This window comes from Bradyrhizobium sp. BR 1433 (genome assembly GCF_051547665.1).
Classification (GTDB): Bacteria; Pseudomonadota; Alphaproteobacteria; order Rhizobiales; family Xanthobacteraceae; genus Bradyrhizobium; species Bradyrhizobium australafricanum.
Window position 1 is genome coordinate 2,880,296 of record NZ_JBPUGG010000001.1, and the last position, 19,844, is coordinate 2,900,139.

Below are 19,844 nucleotides of genomic sequence, written 5' to 3' on the forward strand. Positions count from 1 at the left end.
AACACGGGCAGCGTGTCGGCGAGATCGCCTGTCAGACGTCGCCAGTATTTTCGATCTTCATTGGTCAAGAAGGGACACAACGATGCACCGGCGCCAGCACAATTCCCATCCCCATATCTGTAGGTTCCCCGAAGCTTCGACGCTATCGGGCAGATTTGTCGGCGGCGGTCACCATGACAAAGAACAGCGCGTTGATCAGCGGCCAGATCGCGGTCAAGTAAAGTGTGGTGTACACCGCGATCTTCCAAGTCATCCGAAGAGGTGCTCCAAATAGTCATCGGACGGCTCGGCTCCTCTTGGCCAGGAGAAAGAGCTTGTATTTCCTGTCCGTCTCTCGGCGCATTAAGATCTGCGAGCGCCCACAAGCCCTAATCCACCAGCCACCCGAATGCACCGCAGCGCCCTCGTCAACTAGCTTGTCTAGTAGTTGACTGAGATGGAGGGTCCCTAACAAGCTGGATGCGATAGCAGAGCTCAAATGGAGCTAATGATTCCAATGCACCGACCTTCATGCACGATCGTTTCGACACCTCCATCTCGCACAGCAGATCCGCTGGTTCTCCGATCAGAATCAAGCTCGATCCTTGGCACGTTTCGCTCGCACATTGCGGCTCGCTGTCATGCACGATCGCTGTGAACGGCACACCCAGCAGGTTCCGCTCCGTGCCCGCTCCTCTCGCGGAGCCGTCTCAAGCCCGAGTGGTCGTTTGAGATAAGGGGGCTGACCAAAAGACGAACAATGACACGTTCCAGACGTTGGTACCGAAGCTTCTTAACGTTGCCCGCTAATCGATGAAAGGCCACGATGCCGAAAAATTCCGACGTTTAGCTCTTTGCCGTTTGCGCCTCTTATTCAAACTCCCGTGCAAATGCAGTTCGTGGAATAAAATTCGTCGGGGATCGGCGCGAGCAATTGATCTTTGTATAGTCAAACGGAATGACGCGATGGAAAACGCGGTTGATGATCGCTTATTAGCCGCAATTGATCGGCTAGCAAGTTCCTCCAGCGAGGTCGCCAATGCTTTGTCGACAATGCTTAACAAGCAGGACATTGCAAATGAACACCTGCGCAAACTTGTAACCGCTGCAGAAATGTACGGGCTCCCCAGAACAAACCATAGCTTGTTTCGAACTTTGTCTGCGATTGCGCAGGAACAAGCCATCGAGATAATCCGCACAGAAATGGCGGGCGCTGTGTTTTTTGCCGATCATGATGAGTTCAGGTTTGATGCCTTGTCAAAAGCAGGTACGGGTGTTGCCCTCGAGTTCGGCGTCTACAGCGGTTACACTATCGGCGCCATGGCCGAGCGATTTCCAGAGCGACAGTTTTATGGCTTCGATAGTTTTAATGGCCTTCCGGAGCGCTGGAATGGATACCTTCCAGTGGACTTTGATCGTGGAGGCAAAGCCCCTGACGTTCCGGAGAACGTAGAGCTTATTGTTGGCCTGTTTGACGAGACGATTCCGGGGTTTGCTCGGCGCGAGCTGCCCGTTGCGTTCATCCACGTCGATTGCGACATATATTCCAGTACGAGAAGCATCTTTACGGGGCTCAAGTCTCAGATTCGTCCGGGATGCGTTATCGTGTTTGACGAATATTTCAACTACGTAGGGTTCGAGAAGCATGAAAGATTGGCTTTCGACGAATTCATCCGTGAGACCAACTATGGTGTCGATTGGATATCTTATTCGGGGCAACAGGCCGCCTGTCTACTGACGAGCGGGGCCGAGGGGCACTTCCGTTGAACGGACTAAAGAGCTGGTTGTCATCGAACGCGTTTCGGGCGAAGAGCGCAACTAGCAAAAGTTGTCGTATGGATTTTCATGGAGCGGTCTGGCGCAATGGCGACCGCCGCAAAACCGACTTCGTCAGCTTGCCGTTGCATCGGCCCCTAGTTCGAAAGCGAGGATGCCCGTGCGGGCTTGCCGCCCCCAAGCCGTAACCAAGTTGCGGAGAACTCATATCGTCGAGAAACCTCGACAACACCGGCCCCAGGCGCAAGATTCTCCACCACGATCCGAAGCTTCTCGGCTGTCGTTCACCGGCTCGCCTCTCTAAACCGGACAGAACCGTAACCGTCATCACGTGGCTCATTTGCTTGCAACTTATTATGCAGATCATCTCATGCTCCGGCACAATCCGGGAGCAGCCCTCGCCGGAGGCTTACGCATGGAAAGAATTCTCCTCACTCGCACTATTGTGTGGCAGCCGAATGCCTCCGAGGGCAGAGCCACGGAGCAACGGTCTATCGGCAAGAAGTAGCTTGGCTTCTAGGTGTAAGCTGAAAATCAAGACCCATTTCCTACAACGCTAGGCGTGGACACGGGACCCCAGGGGGCGTGTCAGTACATTGGAGCTAAGGGCATTGCATCGGAGCGTACCGAAGGCATGCGGTGAGCGCATGCCAAATCGGATCGATCCAATCAGCTGTCCTGGCTAGCTGGGGCTAAAGATCAGATATAGCAGGATCACGGCTGCGACGGCCGTCCAGCCGACTACCGTTGCGTAAGCTGTTACGCGCGTCGGCATTGGGCAGCATCTCCTGTATGAAGCAATCGAACGGCACGTCAATAGCAGCTTCGTAGATCACTCAATACGAAACCCTGTGCCGTGGGTCTGCCATAACCCAGGATGCATTCCCCTGTGAAGTCAGAAATGGTTCGAAAGCCAATGACGTTGCGATAGCGACACATCCAAGTGTCCCTTGCCCGCCAGACGCCATCGCGGCGATTGCAAAGCGGCCTTCAGCAAGCCGCTAGCCTGGAGTACCAGCGATGGCTGAGCGCAACGCTGTTGGTGGCCAGAGTTCCGCCTAGGTCGATAGTGTCTCGTCCGCCCCGCCAATGTGCCAAGCACTGAAATCCGGTGCCGGGTTAGACGAGACCTATTTGTGCGTCCCGTACTGATTTCCCGTGCTTGGGTTCCGATATGTGCCTCCTCTGTGAGACGATCCTATTCCGCCCAAGTAGGAACCGCCGTGGCTGGAGGTGTGGTGACCTCCTCCGTACGAGACCCGCCCGCCGTGGCCGCCGCCTCTCGCCTGCACAAAGGATGTCGAGCAGACCAGGACCAATACGAGGATTGCTATTCGTTTCAAAGTAATTCCCCCTCAACGTCTCACATTCAAGACCACGAACACATCTTCTGAATTCTCTGCCCGTGTGCAACTGGCAATCGCGCTATTCACACCCTAACGTCTGGATTGCTGGCACGCTCTCTCGAAGAACGCACCTCGAGCTAACGGGCATAAGGCAACTCCTACAAGGTTTTCGGGCACAGGAAACGACAAGTTTTGTACGGTGCGGACAGACGTATTGCTGTTAGAAGCCTGCAATTCGTCTAGTGTTCAGAGCGGGCAACCATGCGCGTTAGCTTGCGGGGATCGATCGTGCTCAACAAGGGAGAGACAAGTCGAACGCATTGTAAGCTACCACCCCTTGCACGGGTACCGCTCTCCCTTGCGCGTGCATCTCGATTCCGTGTTTTTCAGGCGTCACGCGGCGTAGGCCACACCTCTCTCGCGTCGACCCAAAAGGGGAGCCCAATCCTCGGCACATCGAGTTTGGTTAGATGCGTCATCGTGACCTTGTCTCCAATAGCTTTTTGGCACTGATCGCGGCGGGGCTTGTGCTGCTCGGCTTAAGCCTGCTCGCCTTTTCCTTCACTTTGTGAGGACCATCCCATGAAATCATTCAAGCTGATCGGCCTGGCGCTAGGCGCATCTTTCGTGCTCTCCACAGCGGCATTCGCGGACGACATCACCATTGCCGTAGCCGGGCCAATTACTGGCGGCGAATCCGCATTCGGCCGGCAGATGAAGAATGGCGCCGAGATGGCGGTGGACCAGATCAATGCTTCCGGCGGTGTGCTCGGCAAGAAGCTCGCACTCGACGTCGAGGACGATGCCTGCGACCCCAAGCAGGCGCGCTCGGTCGCGGAAAAGATTGCCAACGCCAAAATCCCGTTCGTCGCCGGGCACTTTTGCTCTTCGTCGTCGATCCCAGCATCGGAAGCCTATGCCGATGGCGGCGTGCTGCAGATTACGCCGGCTTCAACCAACCCACTGTTCACTGACCGGAAGCTGTGGAACGTGGCGCGCGTTTGCGGCCGGGACGACCAGCAGGGTCTGGTCGCTGCCCAGTACATCACGAAGAACTTCAAGGGCAAGAATATCGCGATCCTCAACGATAAGACCACCTACGGCAAAGGCCTTGCCGACGAGACAAAGAAGGCCCTTAACAAGGCCGGCATCATCGAGAAAATGTACGAGTCTTACAATAAGGGCGACAAGGACTTTAACGCGATCGTCTCGCGTCTCAAGCGCGACAATATCGAGCTTGTCTATGTCGGCGGCTATCATCAGGAAGCGGGGCTAATCCTACGGCAGATGCGCGATCAAGGCGTGAAGACCGTGCTGATGTCAGGCGACGCATTGGCTGACAAGGAGTATGCGTCGATTACCGGCACCGCCGGCGCGGGCACGCTCTTCACATTCGGACCCGACCCACGCAAAAAGCCGACGGCGGCTGCGATCGTCGAAAAATTCAGGGCCAGGAACATCGACCCTGAAGGCTACACGCTCTACACCTATGCTGCTATACAGGTGTGGACGCAGGCGGCGGCCGAGGCTGGCACCACCGATTCGAAGAAGGTGATGGATGCGATCAAAGCAGGTTCCTGGGACACCGTGATCGGCAAGCTGGAATATGACGCCAAGGGCGACATCAGGCAACTCGACTATGTCGTTTATAAGTGGGACGATAAGGGCAGCTATGCTGAGGTGAACCCAAAGGGTTCCTGACGCGTCTCAACTCCACACAAGGCGTTCGTGTGTGACGGCGGAGTTGGGGCGGTGATCAAATGCCGATCAGGCGATTTCTCCAGGGCAACAAGCTAAACTCGGAAGAAATTGAGCGTCTAAACTCGGCCTACGTACAGACTCTGCGCTCGCTTAGTTTGGTAGATCGTAACGACCCCATCGCCGAACTCGTCGCAAAGAAGATTCTCAAGATTGCCGCCGCAGGCGTTCGCGATCCAGCAGAGGTTTCCAAGCTCGCGGTCGAGCAGCTTGGCATCCTGAAGACCGCCATCGCTGTAAAGCCACCGCGGCGGGCGCATAGGTTTGGTTTTTCTCGGGAACGCTCTCAAATCGGCACGGACCAGCTGCGCGTAGAGTCCGATAGGATTGGCGGAGCGTGACACTATGGAGGCAATAAACTCGAACCTGGCGCAATGTGCGATTGAGCCGGCTCCTTAGGATCGCTCCGTTTCGGATCCACGATCGTGGTTCAGATCAGACTGACAAAATGACAGCTCGTGTGCGGACTGCGGGTGACGCCGCTGCCGCAATTTTCCTCGAGTTCGCCGACGCGCGTTCGGCGTAATCGGTGGGACTTCGCGAGCTGCGCTTGCAAACTCCGGCGCATCTGCACCGATGGCTGACAACGGCTCGGCCACGCTGGTCTGGCACTCCATGTATTCCAGTACGGCACGTCCCTTCTCCGTGAGGTGCCAGCCGAACGCGTCGCGTTCGACAAGCCTCATCGCAAAAATGTTCAGATCAGGTACCCGGGCGGCAAGTCGCCTGGTGCGCTCGGACCAGTCCTTACCGCTCTTGGCCAGAATGGCCATGTCGCGCTTGAGAGCGTCGAGGCAGGCCACGCCATTCGGATAGCTAACGAGAAGCTTCAAGATGGTGACCTGGAGGTTCATGGTCACCGCGTTCGAATTAAAGGTAGGCGAGCTTCTGGAGAAGGCCAGCGCATGCAACATCACAAATTAAATATGACGAACAGTGTGCCTGAAGCGCTCGCGCGGGACAAGCCCGTCCATGAAGCTGAAGCTCTACGTTTGCGCACGAATTGCTTAGTCTGCGGATTCCGATGATCTCGCCCGGGTGTACCGATTTGATCTCGCCCAGGATTCCGAGATGATCTCGCCCACCATTCCGATTTGATGTCGCCCGGGGCGCGAGGCGTTCTGGCTGTTTGGTTTCTGGCATCGGTGAAGCCGCGGGGTCAACTTGAATCGCGGCTTGAGGCCCTTCTTCGTCTGCTGTTGGTCTGCTGTGGGCATGTGGGCAACGCTCTTTGCGTTGTCCAAGCGCAGCGGCATGTCCACAGCGCCACTGGCTCAGGCCTTTCGATCGGGTTTGCGGGTTCGCCGCAGGCTCTCGCCGTTGAGATCGATCCGGTGAGCGTTGTGGACCAGGCGGTCGAGGACGGCATCGGCGTAGGTGGGATCGCCGATCAGCGCGTGCCATTGATCGACGGGCAGCTGGCTGGTGACGGTGGTGGAGCGGCGGCCGTAGCGGTCCTCGAGGATCTCGAGGAGGTCGTGGCGGGCTGCGGCGTCGAGCGGCTCGAGGCCCCAGTCGTCGAGGATGAGCAGATCGATGCGGCCGAGCGCCCGCAGGAGCCGCGGGTGGCGGCCGTCGCCGCGCGCCAAAGCGAGATCGGTGAACAGCCGCGGGACACGCTGATAGAGCACGGAGCGATTGTCGCGGCAGGCCTTGTTGCCGAGCGCCGAGGCGAGCCAGCTCTTGCCGACGCCGGAAGGTCCGCAGATCAGCAGGTTGGCGTGGTCGTCGATCCATTGGCCTTCGACCAGCATCGTCAGGAGACTGCGGTCGAGGCCGCGCGGGGTGCGATAGTCGATGTCCTCGACGCAAGCCTGCTGGCGCAGCTTGGCGTATTGCAGCCGCTTCGATAGCCGCTTGTCGCGTCGCAGCGAGGCTTCGCGTTCGAGCAGCAGCGCGAGCCATTCGGCATGGCCGAGGCTTGCGGCATCGCCGCCGGCTTCGATGTCGGCAAAGGCCTTGGCCATGCCATGAAGGCCGAGCGCGTGGAGTTGATCGAGGGTCGGATGCGTGAGCAAGGCGTGATCTCCTAATTGTAGTAGCGCGGCCCGCGGATGTTGGGATGAAGGACCGGCGCGTTGTCCGCGGGGCGCTTGGGTGAAGGACGCCGGTCGAGATTGTTGGCAAGGATCGATTTGACCGAACTGTAGGTGCGGGCGCCGATGTCGATCGCCCGCATGGCGGCAGCATCGAGCCGCTCTTGCCCGTAGGATTGGCCGAGCCGGATGATGCCGAGGCAAGCGCGGAAGCCCTGCTCGGGGTGCGCCCGCTCATCGAGGATCAGGTCGCACAGCGCCGCGGTGGCCGGCCCGATCGTGGCGGCCTCCTTGCGAATGCGCTCGATGGTCCAGCCGGCGTAGCGCCGATGACTGGACGCCATGTGTTCCGGCACGGTGGTGTGCTTGTGGTTGCCGCTCATGCGCTGATGCGCGGCGATCCGCTCGCCCTTGTGGAAAATCTCGACGGTGCGGGCGGTGAAGCGCACCTCGACTTCGGCGCGGACGAAGCGATGCGGGACGCTGTAGTAATGCGCCTCGACCTCGACGTGATAGTCGATGCTGACCCGGCAGATCCGCCACTCGGCGAACACGTAGGGGCTCTCCGGCAAGTCCTTGAGCGCCGGCCGGTCGATCTCCTCCAATAGCTTGCGGCGGGTCACGCCGAGCCGCCGGATCGGCCGCTCCTCGTTGAGCCGGGTCATTAGCTCGGTGATCGCCGCGTTGACCTCGGCGAGGCTGTGGAAGGTGCGGTGGCGCAGCCGCCCGAGCAGCCAGCGCTCGACCATGAGGACCGCCTGTTCGACCTTCGCCTTGTCCCGTGGCCGTCGCGGCCTCGCCGGCAGAATGGCGGTGCCGTAATGCGCCGCCATGTCGGCGTAGCTGCGGTTGATCTGCGGATCGTAGCGGCAGGCCTTGATCACTGCGACCTTGGTATTGTCCGGCACCAGCAGCGCCGGCACGCCGCCGATCGCCTCGAAGGCGCCGACGTGGCCGCTGATCCAGTCGGCGAGCCCCTGCGTCCAGGTCGCCTGCGCGTAGGTGAAGCTCGATGCGCCGAGCACCGCGACGAAGATCTGCGCGGCGCGTCGCTCGCCGGTGAACCGGTCGATTACCACCGGCACGCCGTCGCCGGCATAGTCGACGAACAGCTTGTCGCCGGCCGTATGCGACTGGCGCATCGTCACCGACAGGCGGCCTTCCCAGGCGCGATAGAGCTCGCAGAACCGCGAATAACGATACCCGCCGGGTTCGCCCGCGATGTACTCGTCCCACAGGATCGACAGCGTCACATGCTTGCGCCGGAGTTCGCGGTGTACCGCCGCCCAGTCCGGCTCGGCCTGCCGGCGATGGCCCCGCCGGGCGCCGGGACCGGCTCCCGCGCTGGCGAACAGCCGGGCTTCCAGCGCAGCGTCGGTGATGTCGTCGGGCAATGGCCAGGTCAGCCCCGCCGCCTCGAACCGGTGGATCGTCAACCGCACCGTCGAAGGGGCTGTCCCCACCCGCCGCGCAATCTCGCGGGTCGGCATCCCGGCCGACTTCAATCTGATCACATCGCGCACATGGCGCATCGCAAACCTCTCCGTCGGCATCCAGGTCCCCCTTCGCAAAGCCGAAAGGCGGGACCGTATCGGAGCCAGAAGAGGCCTCGTCACCCCGGGCGACATCATCCCGGAATGGTGGGCGAGATCATCTCGGAATGGCGGGCGACATCAAATCGGAACGGTGGGCGAGATCATTCCGGAATCGTGGGCGACATCGAGCGGAATCAGCAGCTTAGTCGGTTCCGTGAGCCTGGAGTTTCGGCATATGCCGCTCAGAGGGTCTGAATAATAGGTAGACCACAGTCGATGATCTCAACGTCGGCAGCGAGTGAGCCGCCGAGGTGCGCCTTGCTTTCGCGCCCAGGGTTGCGACCGGATGGCTTGGCGGCCTACGCTGCAGTTGATATGCCCGATCGCCGCGTTGGTAGAGGGGAGAGACTGTTTGGCAATACGTGCCAGCGGGTCGCGGCGACGCGTTGCCGATAACCACGAACGACATTGCGGTCACAAGGGGTAAACTAGACCTGCGCCTGGTGCGATCGTCGCCCGCGAGCAGAATGGCAAGCCGGACTAATCGAACCGCCCCGTTCATGTTGGCACCAGCGAGTCGCCTATTGTCTTGCCATCGCCGCTGCTCGCTAGCCTCTCCTATTGTGTCGCTCCGTCGCCTCCGAGAGTAAGCCCAGCAAAAGACGAAGTGGCGCGGAGCACACGCGCCTCTAATGGGCTACGCGAAGGCCCATAGGCGGCGAAAAGTACCATCGAGGCACCCTTCGGATGGGGCAATATCCGCAATGCACCGCGCTGTGGAGGCCTTCCCGGGCTGCCAAAAATGGCCTCACCAGTTCATAGTCCTCCTCACTCAAGTCCAAGGCATCTGATGATCCCGAAGCGTTTGACGACACGCTGGTCGCTGCCCGAGTGCCGTGCACGGTCGGAGACGATGGCCCAGGGACATCCGCCGTCGGCACGGCTTGAGCATCGTCATTGTGACCCGCCCGCCGCGCCATGTTGCTGCTCTTGCCCTTCCGAACCCCAGGCAGAAAGGCGAGCGGCGGCGGCCTGAGTGATCACGGATATTCTTCCACTGACGCGGCGTCATCTCGGCCATCACGACATCGTGCTCATCCGCGCAAACAACATTGCAGCTTCAGATGGCCCAAGGCCAATGACGCCTACAAAGCTCGGCGGCGGCATCGGAATGTCTTGATGAGTTGGCTTCCAGAGATGCAGGCAGTACCGGCTGTTGTTCACGTACCGTGAATGAGGCGGATGCAGCTGCATCGCGCATTCCTCTTCATCCCAGAATAGGTCTTTGACAAAGGACATCTCTTCCCAGTTCGGGCAGCGCCGCGGGGTCGAGACGGACACTTGCTCCCACCCGGGGCGTACAAGTCCGCTGATCTTGAGCTCACAGCCGCAAGGCCCTTGTACGAAGAATAGGCCACACGGACCTGATCCCGGAGCGCTAGCGAACCGGCCATGTCGCACTCGGCCCGCCTCCAGTTTCTCTAATATCTGCGAACGCACTCCCCCTCCTTTGCCTCGCGAATAGCCTTGAAATCGACGTAAATAACGTTGTCACACGACTCACTAAGCGGCGGCAGCTGTGCCCTCGACACAACGTTCCGGCACCATTCTCTAGCTTGAATTATCTGCTGCATTTCGAACAATCCGCTGAGCAAGCCGCAGATGTCGATCATCCCTTGTCCTCCACTGCAACCCCTTCGAACTATCCATGCCTCTTTCGGCGATCCACTAAGCAGTGTCAGCGGCACGGCCGGGCAGCGCATGCGCAATCCATCATCGCCGGATCGCACGGATCACGTCCGCCCGCATCAGCTCGCATCTGGGCGCGAGAGCCTTGTCGGCCTGCCCTTTGGTTTCAGCATCCAGCCTCTCCTCTCTTTGGCCCCGCGCGACTTCGTCCCAGCCTGCCGCACGACGCATGACTTGGTCCCCGCGATTCGCACGGATTGCTCAACTGCACCGAAGAGGGCTTCTGCCGTTCCTCTGCCATCGAGTTCGAATGAACCCTGACGTCTCAGTCATGAGCGAGCTCATGCAGATTGCTCGGAGCAATTGATTATTGTTCATTGATATCGGCTAGGCTGGCGCGAAAGCGAGCCTCCGCCCGGGGCGCGGCAGCGGACGAGCGCGGCCGGTCACTCGCGCCGCTTGCTGACCGTCGCATATTTCTGCACGCGTTCATGCTCGTGAAAATGCTTCAGCCCATGAGGTAGCTGCGTCACCAGTTTTGCCGATCGCTGATGAATCGACGATTTTCCGTCAGTGTGCACTCCACTATTGCTGGTGAACCAGCGCCTTCAGCGATTGAGGACCCCAAAGCCGCCGTTGTCAGATTTTGGATCCTACTTGGCACTTCAGCCCTTGCTGTTCGCCGCAGCCTGTAACAACGCCAATGAGTCATCTATGTGACCACATGTTGCGTTGAGTGGGATCGAGCTCGCATTCGCCGCCGCGACCGGTCTCTGGTTAATAGGTCGCTCGGCGCGCGGCTGCGCCGGGACAGCGCGCCGGTACGTTAGAGACGCCGGCTATCTCACCTAATAAACAGCCGTGTGCTCCGTCGTGTTCGACAGTTTCCGCGTCGCTACGTTCTCAAGTTTGGACACGATTCAATCAGCGCGATGGTTGAAACGAGTCTGAGAACTTCGTGAGGTCGCCGTACCGTCGCTATTCACTCGCCGGCAACGGGGGACACGTTGTCGTGCTTGAGGTGGCGCTTTCGAACATTGTAGCTCACAATCCAGATCACGCCGACCGCAATTGGCACGGAGATTGCGGTTAGAAAAGAGGGATCTACACGCAGTCCGACGTCTTGCGCCCCCTTGGCGAGGTAACTGAACAGGCTGACTACATAGTATCCTATCGCCGCGACCGATAATCCCTCGACCGTGCACTGTAGGCGCAGTTGCTGCCTCGTACGCTCGCTAATTGCGTGCAGAAGGTCACGATTCTGCTGCTCGATCTCGACATCGACGCGGGTTCGCAACAGATCGGCGGCCCGTGCCAGCTTGACCGACAGGCCCGCCTGACGGTCCTCCACAGTCGCGCAGGTCCGCATCGCTGGCGCCATGCGGCGCGCCAAAAAGGACGACCAGGTCGGATACCCCGCGACATCGCTGCCTTCGATGATGGACAGTCGCGATTGGACCAGCTCATTGTAAGCCCTACTGGCTCCAAAGCGAAACAGGCTGCCCGTCGCACCTCTTTCGAATGAAGCGGCCAGCGCCGTCAGTTCGGCAAGCAGATGGTTGTTGAATTGCAGCCCCTCTGAGCCCTGCATTTCTTCCAGTGCCTCTACAAGACGGCGATCGATGCGATCGACGGACGGCGCAAGCTCAAGGGCAGCCGACAGGCCGAGCAGTGCCAAGGGACGGTAGGTCTCGATTTCGAGGACCCGCTGGACCAACGCGCCGAGATCATGCGGCGTCAACCCGAGGTCGCAGACAAGGATCCTGGAGAAGCCGTTTGCGTCCACGCGAAAGTCTGAGGCCACAACGCCCGTGGCCCCCTTTGTGGCGACCATGGCAAGGCTGCTCTTGTCAAAAAGCTGTTCAGCACGTTTAATCGGCGAGGTTCCCCGCTCCGCTTCCAACTTGTTTGCGACCAGTAATGGTCCGGCCTGCCGCAAGGCCCGGATCAGCGATTGAACCGTATCATCGACATCATCGAATTGGCGAGCCTCGGGACCATTTGCTGCACTCCAGATCCAGGTGAATGTCGCAAATTCCGAATGCTGCTCCCATCGTAACATGGCGGGCCCGACCACGACCTGATGATGTTTCGCCGACGGTTCGGGCGGTGGAAGGTTGTTCTGCTGGCAGAAATCGACAAAGCGGTGGCGATCGCTGGCGGCCGCTTCACCCTGCGCAAGAAAGGCGAAGTGAATCACGCTGAACGGCGAGACAAGACGCGTGAAAGGCCGCGCGTGCACTTCATTGAGCACAGCGTCGCGTTGCGGATGCAGCGCGAAGCTTCGCAAGTTCAATTCATCGAGCATGTACTGGCGCCCTCGCTTCAGGAGTGACAAGCAACAGCGAGCCTCAACACGAGCGGTAGGAAATGGGCGCGCGCGCGGGGCCGCAGATCGAAATGACACAAGGATCAATACAGAGGCGACTCAGCTCGTGACGAAGCCTTGCGAGAGCACGATCAAGGCTGGCAAATTGAGACCGCCCCCTATACTGCATTGCCAATTGACGCGTCGAGGCTCACATACGCCCCCCATCCTGTTACAGCGCCATCCTGGTGGCGCGCGAACGCGTTGCAGGATTTGGGCCAGCGCCGAAGCAGCGAACACGCGTTTCTTTGTCATGTGGATTTCTTAGATGGCGGCGGCGTGATTTCCGGCATGACGTCGCGCTGCTTTTACCGCGGTACAGCATACGGAGCTGCCTGCTTGAGCAAGCTAACCGCGTCTAGCCATTGCCAAGGCCTCGGAAATTCCGACAAGAGGAGGCTTGCAACAGGATGCTGAACATCTGACGAAAGAAAAACTGACGTGAGGTTTGGAACAACACCGCGCGCTGCGATCCCCGCCGACTTTCCCCGGCGCCAGCCGGCAAAAGTCACAGCGTCTGATGATTGCAAACCAATCGAGCGGACTGCTCGATGACCGACGGGCTAGACGCCTCCTCAACGTTTGGCGACCCTGGGCGGGATGGGCCGCGAAACAGCGTACCGGCAGATAAGCACTTTTCAAGCAACGCCCCGTATGGCCGCTGGAGCCGGCTGCCTAGTACCGGCCATGACCGGTTAAAGACGTCGATGTAAGGAACCCGACGTCTTCCTCAACCAGCGCCGGCAAACATGGCTTTCCCATCTTAGGCGACGCGCAGCAGTTCTCGCAGATGGCATGCCGATTGCTCACGATGGAAAACGTTCGAGCCGAGAGGCGGTATGCTGCTGTCCTTTAGCCATGATCGCCGGCATCGAGCAGATGTTCGTCCGGCTTGGTGACTTCATTTGCAATAACCCTAGCCCGGCTCTCCCGACTAGCGCAGTGCAAGAAGGTGTATGGATGACACATTGGCGCGCTTCAAAACAAGCCATGTTCGAGAATGACAAAGCCCCTCGTACGCCAGAGCCTGACGCTCCACAGCCGCAGAGAGCCTGGAACTTCTGGCCGCTTGCTGCGCTTCTCCTTAATGCGCTCCTTTGGGCCGGGATCTGCTGGCTCGTCGTGGCATTATCGTGATCGAGCTGGCGTCATCGAAGAGGCAAGCCGGCGCACGGCAGGCGCCGCAGAAGGTCCGGCAGGAAGGCGAATCCGAAACCAGTCTTGGTAACGTGCCGCTGAACCGCTCCATGGCAAGACGACTTACGACGCCCTATCGAGTTTGGCGACGTCCAATGCGGAGCAGACCCGGGATCGTTACGCAAGTAGGAGCAGTCGGCGCCCCCGCCCTTGATTGCGGTAGCTGGCATAGGACTGAGGATCAAGCTCGAGAGTTCGATCTGCGGAGCTCTTGCGCGAGTGCACCCACTAGGCTCCTGCATGGCAGTCCGTCTAAGTTCAAATGGTGCACCACGTTTGCCCTGATCACGGCGACGACAATCCGCGATTTCACGTTCGATTTTCCCCACGACCAGCTGGTGCGCGAGAACAGCCCTCATCCCGCGGCGACCTTATTAGGTCCTCTCTCTTGGCTTGCATAGGCCTGGCTCGATTTGACAACCGGAAGGCAGGCGTGATGTTTGTCCTATCCGGACGAAACGACGCAGTATGATCCAACAGGCGGATTGAAGACGCGATATGTACGTTACGTACATATCTTTTTTTGTCAGCAGCCACTCTGGTCGTGCTTTGTTGGCGCCGTATGATACTGAAGCGACAATTTTAGAGGCTGATACGGTTCGTCTTCACGTCGCGCGAGATAATGCTCCGAGCACTAAACATTCCAATTGAGGCGATCCGCACTATTGTAGCCATCGCTGAGACGGGTAGCTTGTCGAAAGCCGCGACCAAGCTCGGACTTAGTCAGCCTGCCGTCAGCGCCCAAGTTAAGCGATTACAGGGCCTAATTGGCGGGCAACTGTTTGTCAAAACCGCGAACGGCACCACCTTCACCGACCTGGGCGAACTTGCCCTCCAGCAGGCACGGATAATACTCAACGCGAACGACCAGATGCTCAGGCTGGGAGGTAATGGGACCGCATCCGTTTATCGCATCGGCTTAAGCGGCCTTTTTGCTCAAAGACTTTTCGAGCGCGCCGGGAAGAGCACTTTTTCGGATCTGTCTATACATGTTGATCAATCTGCTGCCATCCGTAAGGGTTTGATCGAAGGCTACATAGATGTAGCCGTCATTTTCGCTCCTCATGCCGATGCTGAACTTGCAAAGACTGTGTGTGAGCAGCGAGTATTCCCTGCGATCTGGGTTCGCTCGCGCGACTTTGTTCTCAGTCCGGGCGCTCCCATCCCAATAATAACGCTTCCTGGCCAGGATTGGATGACTGGCCCGTTGGACAGGATGGGATCGGCTTACAAGGTCGTTCTTCACACCTCTGACTACTTGGTGAGGCTGACGGCCGTACGTCTTGGCATCGGTTTGACCGCACTGCCGTCCTTCTCCGTGCCGGACGACCTGATTGAAGCGCCCGACTACTATTTGCCTCAATTATCTGATCTCCGAGCTGTCATATGTGCTAGGTCAGGACTGCGAGGGGACGTTGCGACGAAGCTTGTGAAACGGATTAAAGGAATATTTGACGACCACATTCCCGACCCACCGGGCAAATGCGCACTGGGTAAGGGGGTCTGAGATCGTCGATGACCGGCAGCATCATGGCAGCCAGCGGGCAACAACGAGCAGAGCGCATTGCATTCGGTGGAGCCGGCGGCGCCAAGAGCGGCTAACCGACCAATTATTCCAGCATCAACTCGTACAGGCACTCAACCGCAATGACAGTTTCATCATCTACGAGATCTCCGTAACGGGCTTCGCCTTCAGCTGCGCGTCCGGCTGCCACGCCGCCGCGTTGCGGCGAATACCTCTAGCTGGCCCAACTTGGCTTTGCGCGCGGTCTCTGCGTCCGACAAGAGTGTAAGCGCTGCAACTTTGCGCTCGGAGATTCGCCGATAGCCCCCAAAATGGCGGTTTCCAAGCGACTTGCGTTCTCCACGGCTGAGAAGATCGAAACCCGACGCACCTTGCTGGGGGACAATGTGCGTCGGGTCAGTTGGAGCGTTGGTGCGACAAAGGACTGTCTCGACAACTCGCAGCAGCGGATCGTCTCAACGCTCCTTGGTACTCAAGCAAGTGTCATGCCTGACTAAAGCTGCCGATCATTCTCATCTGACCGATGGCCGGCCCGATCGGATTCGGCGGGGACGAGTTCGTTGCGCACCGCCGGAACTCCGATATCTGATCGAACCAGCAGGTCTTCACCAAATGGCGTACATATCTCTTGCGGCGAGTTGCCTTCATAAGAAGCAAAGATCATTAGAAGTGTTGACCAGACTCTGGCTCGTCGTCGTTTCCGCTCGATTGCCACTCTTGGGCCCGTCGAGCAAGCTTGTCGTATTCCTCGGAAATCTTGAGAAGCCTGTCTCTTGACTTGCCCAACGCTAAGGATTCCGCTTTGGATCGCGTTGCTTCCGCGCGACTCCGCCAATGATTGGCATCGTAAAGTCTACTTTTCAAGTTCATGGCGTCAGCATGCAATCCGTAGATCAAAGGAATGCGACACCGGCTCTCCGTATATGTACGTAACACCGCCTACGCAACATCGCTTTGCGATCATCGGCTATCCAACGCCCGACGCATATGCACAGACCAGGGGACGCTGCATACAGGCCTCGCCAGGTTCAAGTCCGCCTCGTTTTGACCGAACCGCTGAACAACCACAATTTGCATTTGCATTGTTCGAGGACGAAGGCTCGGCGGCGGGTCTCGCTACGCGCAATTGATTGCGGGTCAAACAAGTACTCCGACCTGACCCCACAAACGAGTGCAGGCCTGCGCTGCCGCCTATCATGCGTGCTTGCGGCTCAATCGACGTGAACGGAGATCGTCAGTCAGCAAGATATCGCCTTGTATTCGTGCGCATGCGCTCGGACCTGCCAGCTTGATATATATTCACAGGCCCCTTCAACGAGGGACTTGAATCGTACGTAGCGTGAGATTGTACGATCCTCGACAAGTGAGAAGCACCTCGGACACACGAGACGCTTCCTGACAGGTAATGGAAATTGCAAATGTCTCCCAGTTCCAAGATTGCGTCGCGACAATCAGTCTCGTTTCTCACACCTTCTACCGAACTCGGACTGCGCTGCGCACTGGATAACACGACCGGCAAATCTCCACTGAACGACCACGAACGCGTCAAACTCGAGGTATGCCGTTCCCTCCTCGGCTCTTCCGGGGCTGCAATGAGGGATGGAACACCTCGTATTGCGGGTGGCCTCTCCGGTTTTTCAAACGAGCCGAATAATAAGCCAGAGTTCTTCACCGACCATCGTTCGGGCGCATCGCCCCTCGATGGCTTGCTATTCTCGGTCGGGTACGATCTTGGCGACACACCTAACGTCGTCCGCTTTTGATCGCCTCACCGCTACCACGCCTCCAAGTATCATTTCGTATAGGCGACTACGGCTCATCGGCCGTTCGCCGAACCGCTGACTCCCGGCCGGAGGCTGCGGGCATGTCACAAACCCGCAGACCTTGAGATTCCCAGCAATGAGAACGCAAACTGCACAGCCATTGGGAGCCAACGACTTAATTGCTCGGTCAGTTCAGCTGCAGTGCTGCCGGACGCTCGGTAGTGCGGTTCGGCTTTAACAACGGCTCATGCCGACATTGTCGCATCCAGGCCACTAACGCAGCGCGCTGTTGAGTTAGCAGACACAAAAGGCGCTTCAAACTGCCACTGATCCTTTCGGTTCCGACCCGTTTCCGGTGGGTCATATCGCCCCCCCGCGCAGGAATAACAACACCGCATAACAGAACGCACAGAGGACATTATGAATCAAACGCAACGAGCACATTGGTCTTCGCTGTTCAAGGTCCACCAACTAGCAACTGTTTTCGTTGTAGCGACGATAGTTCTATGTCCCGAGTGGGCGCTGGCGCGCGACCAAGCTCCTACAACCGAGGAAAAGGAGGCCTGCATGGAGGACGTATTTCGTCTGTGTAGCAGCCACATACCTGATCGGGCCGCGATCACCGCCTGCCTCAGAACCAAGCAGGCGAGCTTGAGTAAGCAATGTCGGTACGTAATATCAGTCCGAGATAGTGACAAAAGCAAAGCGGATTTGAAATAGGACAACCACCTGTTCCTTAACCGGTAAGGGCTGGGCCTATTCCCCGGCCCGAACCGAAGAGCGGAGATACCGGATCTCGGATGCCAGCAGGTGAGCTAACGGAGGCAGTCCGGGGCGCACAAAACCGATAGCCACTTACGGAACGCCTTCCTCAGGTGTTGTTCGGACAGAAGCAGATGTACACACTACCCTTTGATACTGTTTTAGTCGCCAACAGGGGCGAGATTGCCGTACGAATCGTCAAGACACTACGCAAGCTGGGGCTCCGTTCTGCGGTCATCTACCACGAGGTCGATGCACACACCCCTGCCATCTCCATGGCGGATACCGCGATTGAGATCAGCGGTCGTTCACCCGTAGCAGCCTATCTGGACGTCGGGCAAATGATTGCCGCCGCGCACAAGGCTCGCGCTGGCGCGCTGCATCCGGGTTACGGATTTCTCTCCGAGAATGCGGAGTTTGCCAGGGCTGTAACGAAAGCCGGCATTACATTCATCGGGCCGGCACCCGAAACTATAGAACTGATGGGCGATAAGATCCGGGCCCGCAAATTCGTTCAGTCCAACGGCTTTCCGGTCGCTCCATCGGCGATCGACGAAGATGACCCTGAGGAGTTTGTTGTTAGGGCGCGGGCTATTGGTGCCCCCCTGCTTGTGAAACCGTCAGGGGGCGGTGGGGGCAAGGGCATGCGGATTGTGCGCGACCTTGATCATCTGGAAGACGCGATTGAGCAAGCACGCCGTGAAGGCCAGCGGCATTTTGCGGATAGCCGCGTTTACGTCGAACGCTATATTGAAAAGCCGCGCCATATCGAGGTGCAGGTGCTCGGCGACTCCTTTGGAAACGTCGTCCACCTCTTTGAGCGGGAGTGCTCAGTGCAGCGCCGCTTCCAGAAGATCATTGAGGAGACGCCCTCGCCAGCACTGTCACCCCAATTGCGAAAACGGATCTGCGAGACTGCCGTTGGTATCGCCCGTGCCGCCAATTATCAGAATGCCGGTACCGTAGAGTTCATTTTCAGCGGTGGAGAGTTCTATTTTCTTGAGATGAATACTCGCTTACAGGTTGAGCATCCCGTGACCGAGATGATCACCGGCGTCGATCTTGTTGCCGAACAGGTCTATGCCGCCGCCGGCCGAGCGCTTGGATTTTCGCAGTCAGATATCGTGTCGAATGGGCATGCAATCGAGATCAGACTGTACGCGGAAGCACCCGAACGTGGATACGCTCCGACCACGGGCAAAGTCCTACTTCTCGAGTACCCCGATGGAGTACGGATCGACAGCGGCATCTTGCAAGGCCAGAGAATTACAGCAGCGTTTGATCCCATGCTCGCCAAGATCATCGCGCACGCTCCAACACGGATAGAGGCGGCGCTGAAGGCGCATCGCGCAATCCGGGAGACGATTCTCCTCGGCTGCCAGACAAATGCAAACTTTCTCGCACGTATACTTGCCGACGAGGCATTCCTCGGAGGAGAGATCCATAGCGGATATCTTGAGGACAATCCGCACATCGCAACGGACAATTTTGCTTTCGGCTTATCCGCGTTTCTCGCTTCAGCCGCTCTACTGACGAGGCCAGTTCGCGAATCGGCCGACGCCGTGCCCCCGCTTCACGCGGTGCTGGGTAACTGGAGGAATTGAAGTGTATCACTCCTTCGAGCTTGATGGTGTAGATCATCAGGTATGGCTTTCAGCGTCCCAGCAGGGCTACCGTCTTCACTTGCGCGATCAAGTGATTGCTCCGGTCGGGTTCGCCCATCACAGCAATAGTAGCGGCATCTTGACTATTGCCGGCGAGAGCGAGCCGGTCAGGTTCGTCATCGACGGCGACATGATTCACGTGCATATCCGTGGCAGGACACGCACGTTGCGCTATCGCGATCCGTTGGAAACGTTGGCTTCCGTAAGTCAAGAAGCAAGTTCCTTAGTGGCCCGCGCACCAATGCCGGGTGTGGTCGTCACGACCAGGGTCTCACCCGGCCAACCAGTCACCGCCGGCATGACGCTTATGATGATCGAGAGCATGAAGCTGGAGACCATTATACGCTCTCCTCAGGACGGCGTGGTCGACCGAATTCACTTCAATGAAGGCGAGAGCTTCGAGCGAGACGCCGCGCTGGTCACGCTTTCGAAGGAAGGACGTTGAC

At 58.4% G+C, this 19,844-nt stretch carries 12 protein-coding genes; 7 read left to right on the plus strand and 5 right to left on the minus strand.

What is annotated here, in order from left to right:
- Nucleotides 1-945: 945 nt before the first annotated feature.
- The 3 genes from ACSKB9_RS14370 to ACSKB9_RS14380 all read left to right on the plus strand — a co-directional run bounded on the left by ACSKB9_RS14370 (nt 946) and on the right by ACSKB9_RS14380 (nt 5,200).
- Nucleotides 946-1,746 carry a class I SAM-dependent methyltransferase gene (locus ACSKB9_RS14370; RefSeq protein ID WP_438073900.1) on the plus strand — a complete coding sequence of 267 codons (801 nt, stop codon included), beginning with the start codon at nt 946-948 and terminating at the stop codon, nt 1,744-1,746.
- A 1,937-nt stretch (nt 1,747-3,683) separates the two neighbouring features.
- Nucleotides 3,684-4,802, plus strand: coding sequence for a branched-chain amino acid ABC transporter substrate-binding protein (locus tag ACSKB9_RS14375; RefSeq protein ID WP_438073902.1), 1,119 nt, complete (start codon nt 3,684-3,686; stop codon nt 4,800-4,802).
- Nucleotides 4,803-4,861: 59 nt separating this feature from the next.
- A complete protein-coding gene (locus ACSKB9_RS14380; RefSeq protein ID WP_438073904.1) occupies nt 4,862-5,200 on the plus strand; it encodes a hypothetical protein in 339 nt (112 codons plus the stop codon).
- Between the two features lie 54 nt (nt 5,201-5,254).
- Here the strand turns inward: ACSKB9_RS14380 and ACSKB9_RS14385 are convergent, their stop codons facing one another.
- The 5 genes from ACSKB9_RS14385 to ACSKB9_RS14405 form a co-directional block, all read right to left on the minus strand.
- Entirely contained in the window at nt 5,255-5,713 is a 459-nt protein-coding gene (locus ACSKB9_RS14385) for a hypothetical protein (RefSeq protein WP_438073906.1), read from the minus strand.
- 420 nt (nt 5,714-6,133) lie between these two features.
- Nucleotides 6,134-6,877: an IS21-like element helper ATPase IstB gene (gene istB, locus ACSKB9_RS14390; RefSeq protein WP_076828398.1), complete on the minus strand. Its 744-nt coding sequence runs from the start codon at nt 6,875-6,877 to the stop codon at nt 6,134-6,136.
- 11 nt (nt 6,878-6,888) lie between these two features.
- A complete protein-coding gene (gene istA, locus ACSKB9_RS14395; RefSeq protein ID WP_438080202.1) occupies nt 6,889-8,427 on the minus strand; it encodes an IS21 family transposase in 1,539 nt (512 codons plus the stop codon).
- A gap of 1,083 nt (nt 8,428-9,510) precedes the next feature.
- Nucleotides 9,511-9,930 (minus strand): DUF7694 domain-containing protein, encoded by a 420-nt coding sequence (locus ACSKB9_RS14400; protein WP_438073908.1) that lies wholly within the window; start codon nt 9,928-9,930, stop codon nt 9,511-9,513.
- Nucleotides 9,931-11,101: 1,171 nt separating this feature from the next.
- On the minus strand, nt 11,102-12,427 hold the full coding sequence (locus tag ACSKB9_RS14405; RefSeq protein ID WP_438073909.1) for a DUF3422 family protein: 1,326 nt from the start codon (nt 12,425-12,427) through the stop codon (nt 11,102-11,104).
- A 1,879-nt stretch (nt 12,428-14,306) separates the two neighbouring features.
- On the opposite strand from ACSKB9_RS14405, the gene ACSKB9_RS14410 reads away from it, so the two are divergent.
- The 4 genes from ACSKB9_RS14410 to ACSKB9_RS14425 all read left to right on the plus strand — a co-directional run bounded on the left by ACSKB9_RS14410 (nt 14,307) and on the right by ACSKB9_RS14425 (nt 19,843).
- A complete protein-coding gene (locus ACSKB9_RS14410) occupies nt 14,307-15,191 on the plus strand; it encodes a LysR family transcriptional regulator (protein ID WP_438073911.1) in 885 nt (294 codons plus the stop codon).
- A gap of 1,436 nt (nt 15,192-16,627) precedes the next feature.
- Entirely contained in the window at nt 16,628-16,972 is a 345-nt protein-coding gene (locus tag ACSKB9_RS14415) for a hypothetical protein (protein WP_438073913.1), read from the plus strand.
- Nucleotides 16,973-17,868: 896 nt separating this feature from the next.
- Nucleotides 17,869-19,338, plus strand: a complete 1,470-nt coding sequence (locus ACSKB9_RS14420; protein WP_438073914.1) for an acetyl-CoA carboxylase biotin carboxylase subunit — start codon at nt 17,869-17,871, stop codon at nt 19,336-19,338.
- A gap of 1 nt (nt 19,339) precedes the next feature.
- Nucleotides 19,340-19,843, plus strand: a complete 504-nt coding sequence (locus ACSKB9_RS14425; protein WP_438073916.1) for a biotin/lipoyl-containing protein — start codon at nt 19,340-19,342, stop codon at nt 19,841-19,843.
- Nucleotide 19,844 lies beyond the last annotated feature (1 nt).

Excerpts from the sequence above, each read along its gene's own strand:
- istA (WP_438080202.1), bottom strand. The coding sequence starts at position 8,427 with ATGCGCCATGTGCGCGATGTGATCAGATTGAAGTCGGCCGGGATGCCG.
- ACSKB9_RS14410 (WP_438073911.1), top strand. The coding sequence starts at position 14,307 with ATGCTCCGAGCACTAAACATTCCAATTGAGGCGATCCGCACTATTGTA.
- ACSKB9_RS14375 (WP_438073902.1), top strand. The coding sequence starts at position 3,684 with ATGAAATCATTCAAGCTGATCGGCCTGGCGCTAGGCGCATCTTTCGTG.
- ACSKB9_RS14370 (WP_438073900.1), top strand. The coding sequence starts at position 946 with ATGGAAAACGCGGTTGATGATCGCTTATTAGCCGCAATTGATCGGCTA.
- ACSKB9_RS14380 (WP_438073904.1), top strand. The coding sequence starts at position 4,862 with ATGCCGATCAGGCGATTTCTCCAGGGCAACAAGCTAAACTCGGAAGAA.
- ACSKB9_RS14385 (WP_438073906.1), bottom strand. The coding sequence starts at position 5,713 with ATGAACCTCCAGGTCACCATCTTGAAGCTTCTCGTTAGCTATCCGAAT.
- ACSKB9_RS14415 (WP_438073913.1), top strand. The coding sequence starts at position 16,628 with ATGTCTCCCAGTTCCAAGATTGCGTCGCGACAATCAGTCTCGTTTCTC.
- ACSKB9_RS14405 (WP_438073909.1), bottom strand. The coding sequence starts at position 12,427 with ATGCTCGATGAATTGAACTTGCGAAGCTTCGCGCTGCATCCGCAACGC.
- ACSKB9_RS14420 (WP_438073914.1), top strand. The coding sequence starts at position 17,869 with ATGTACACACTACCCTTTGATACTGTTTTAGTCGCCAACAGGGGCGAG.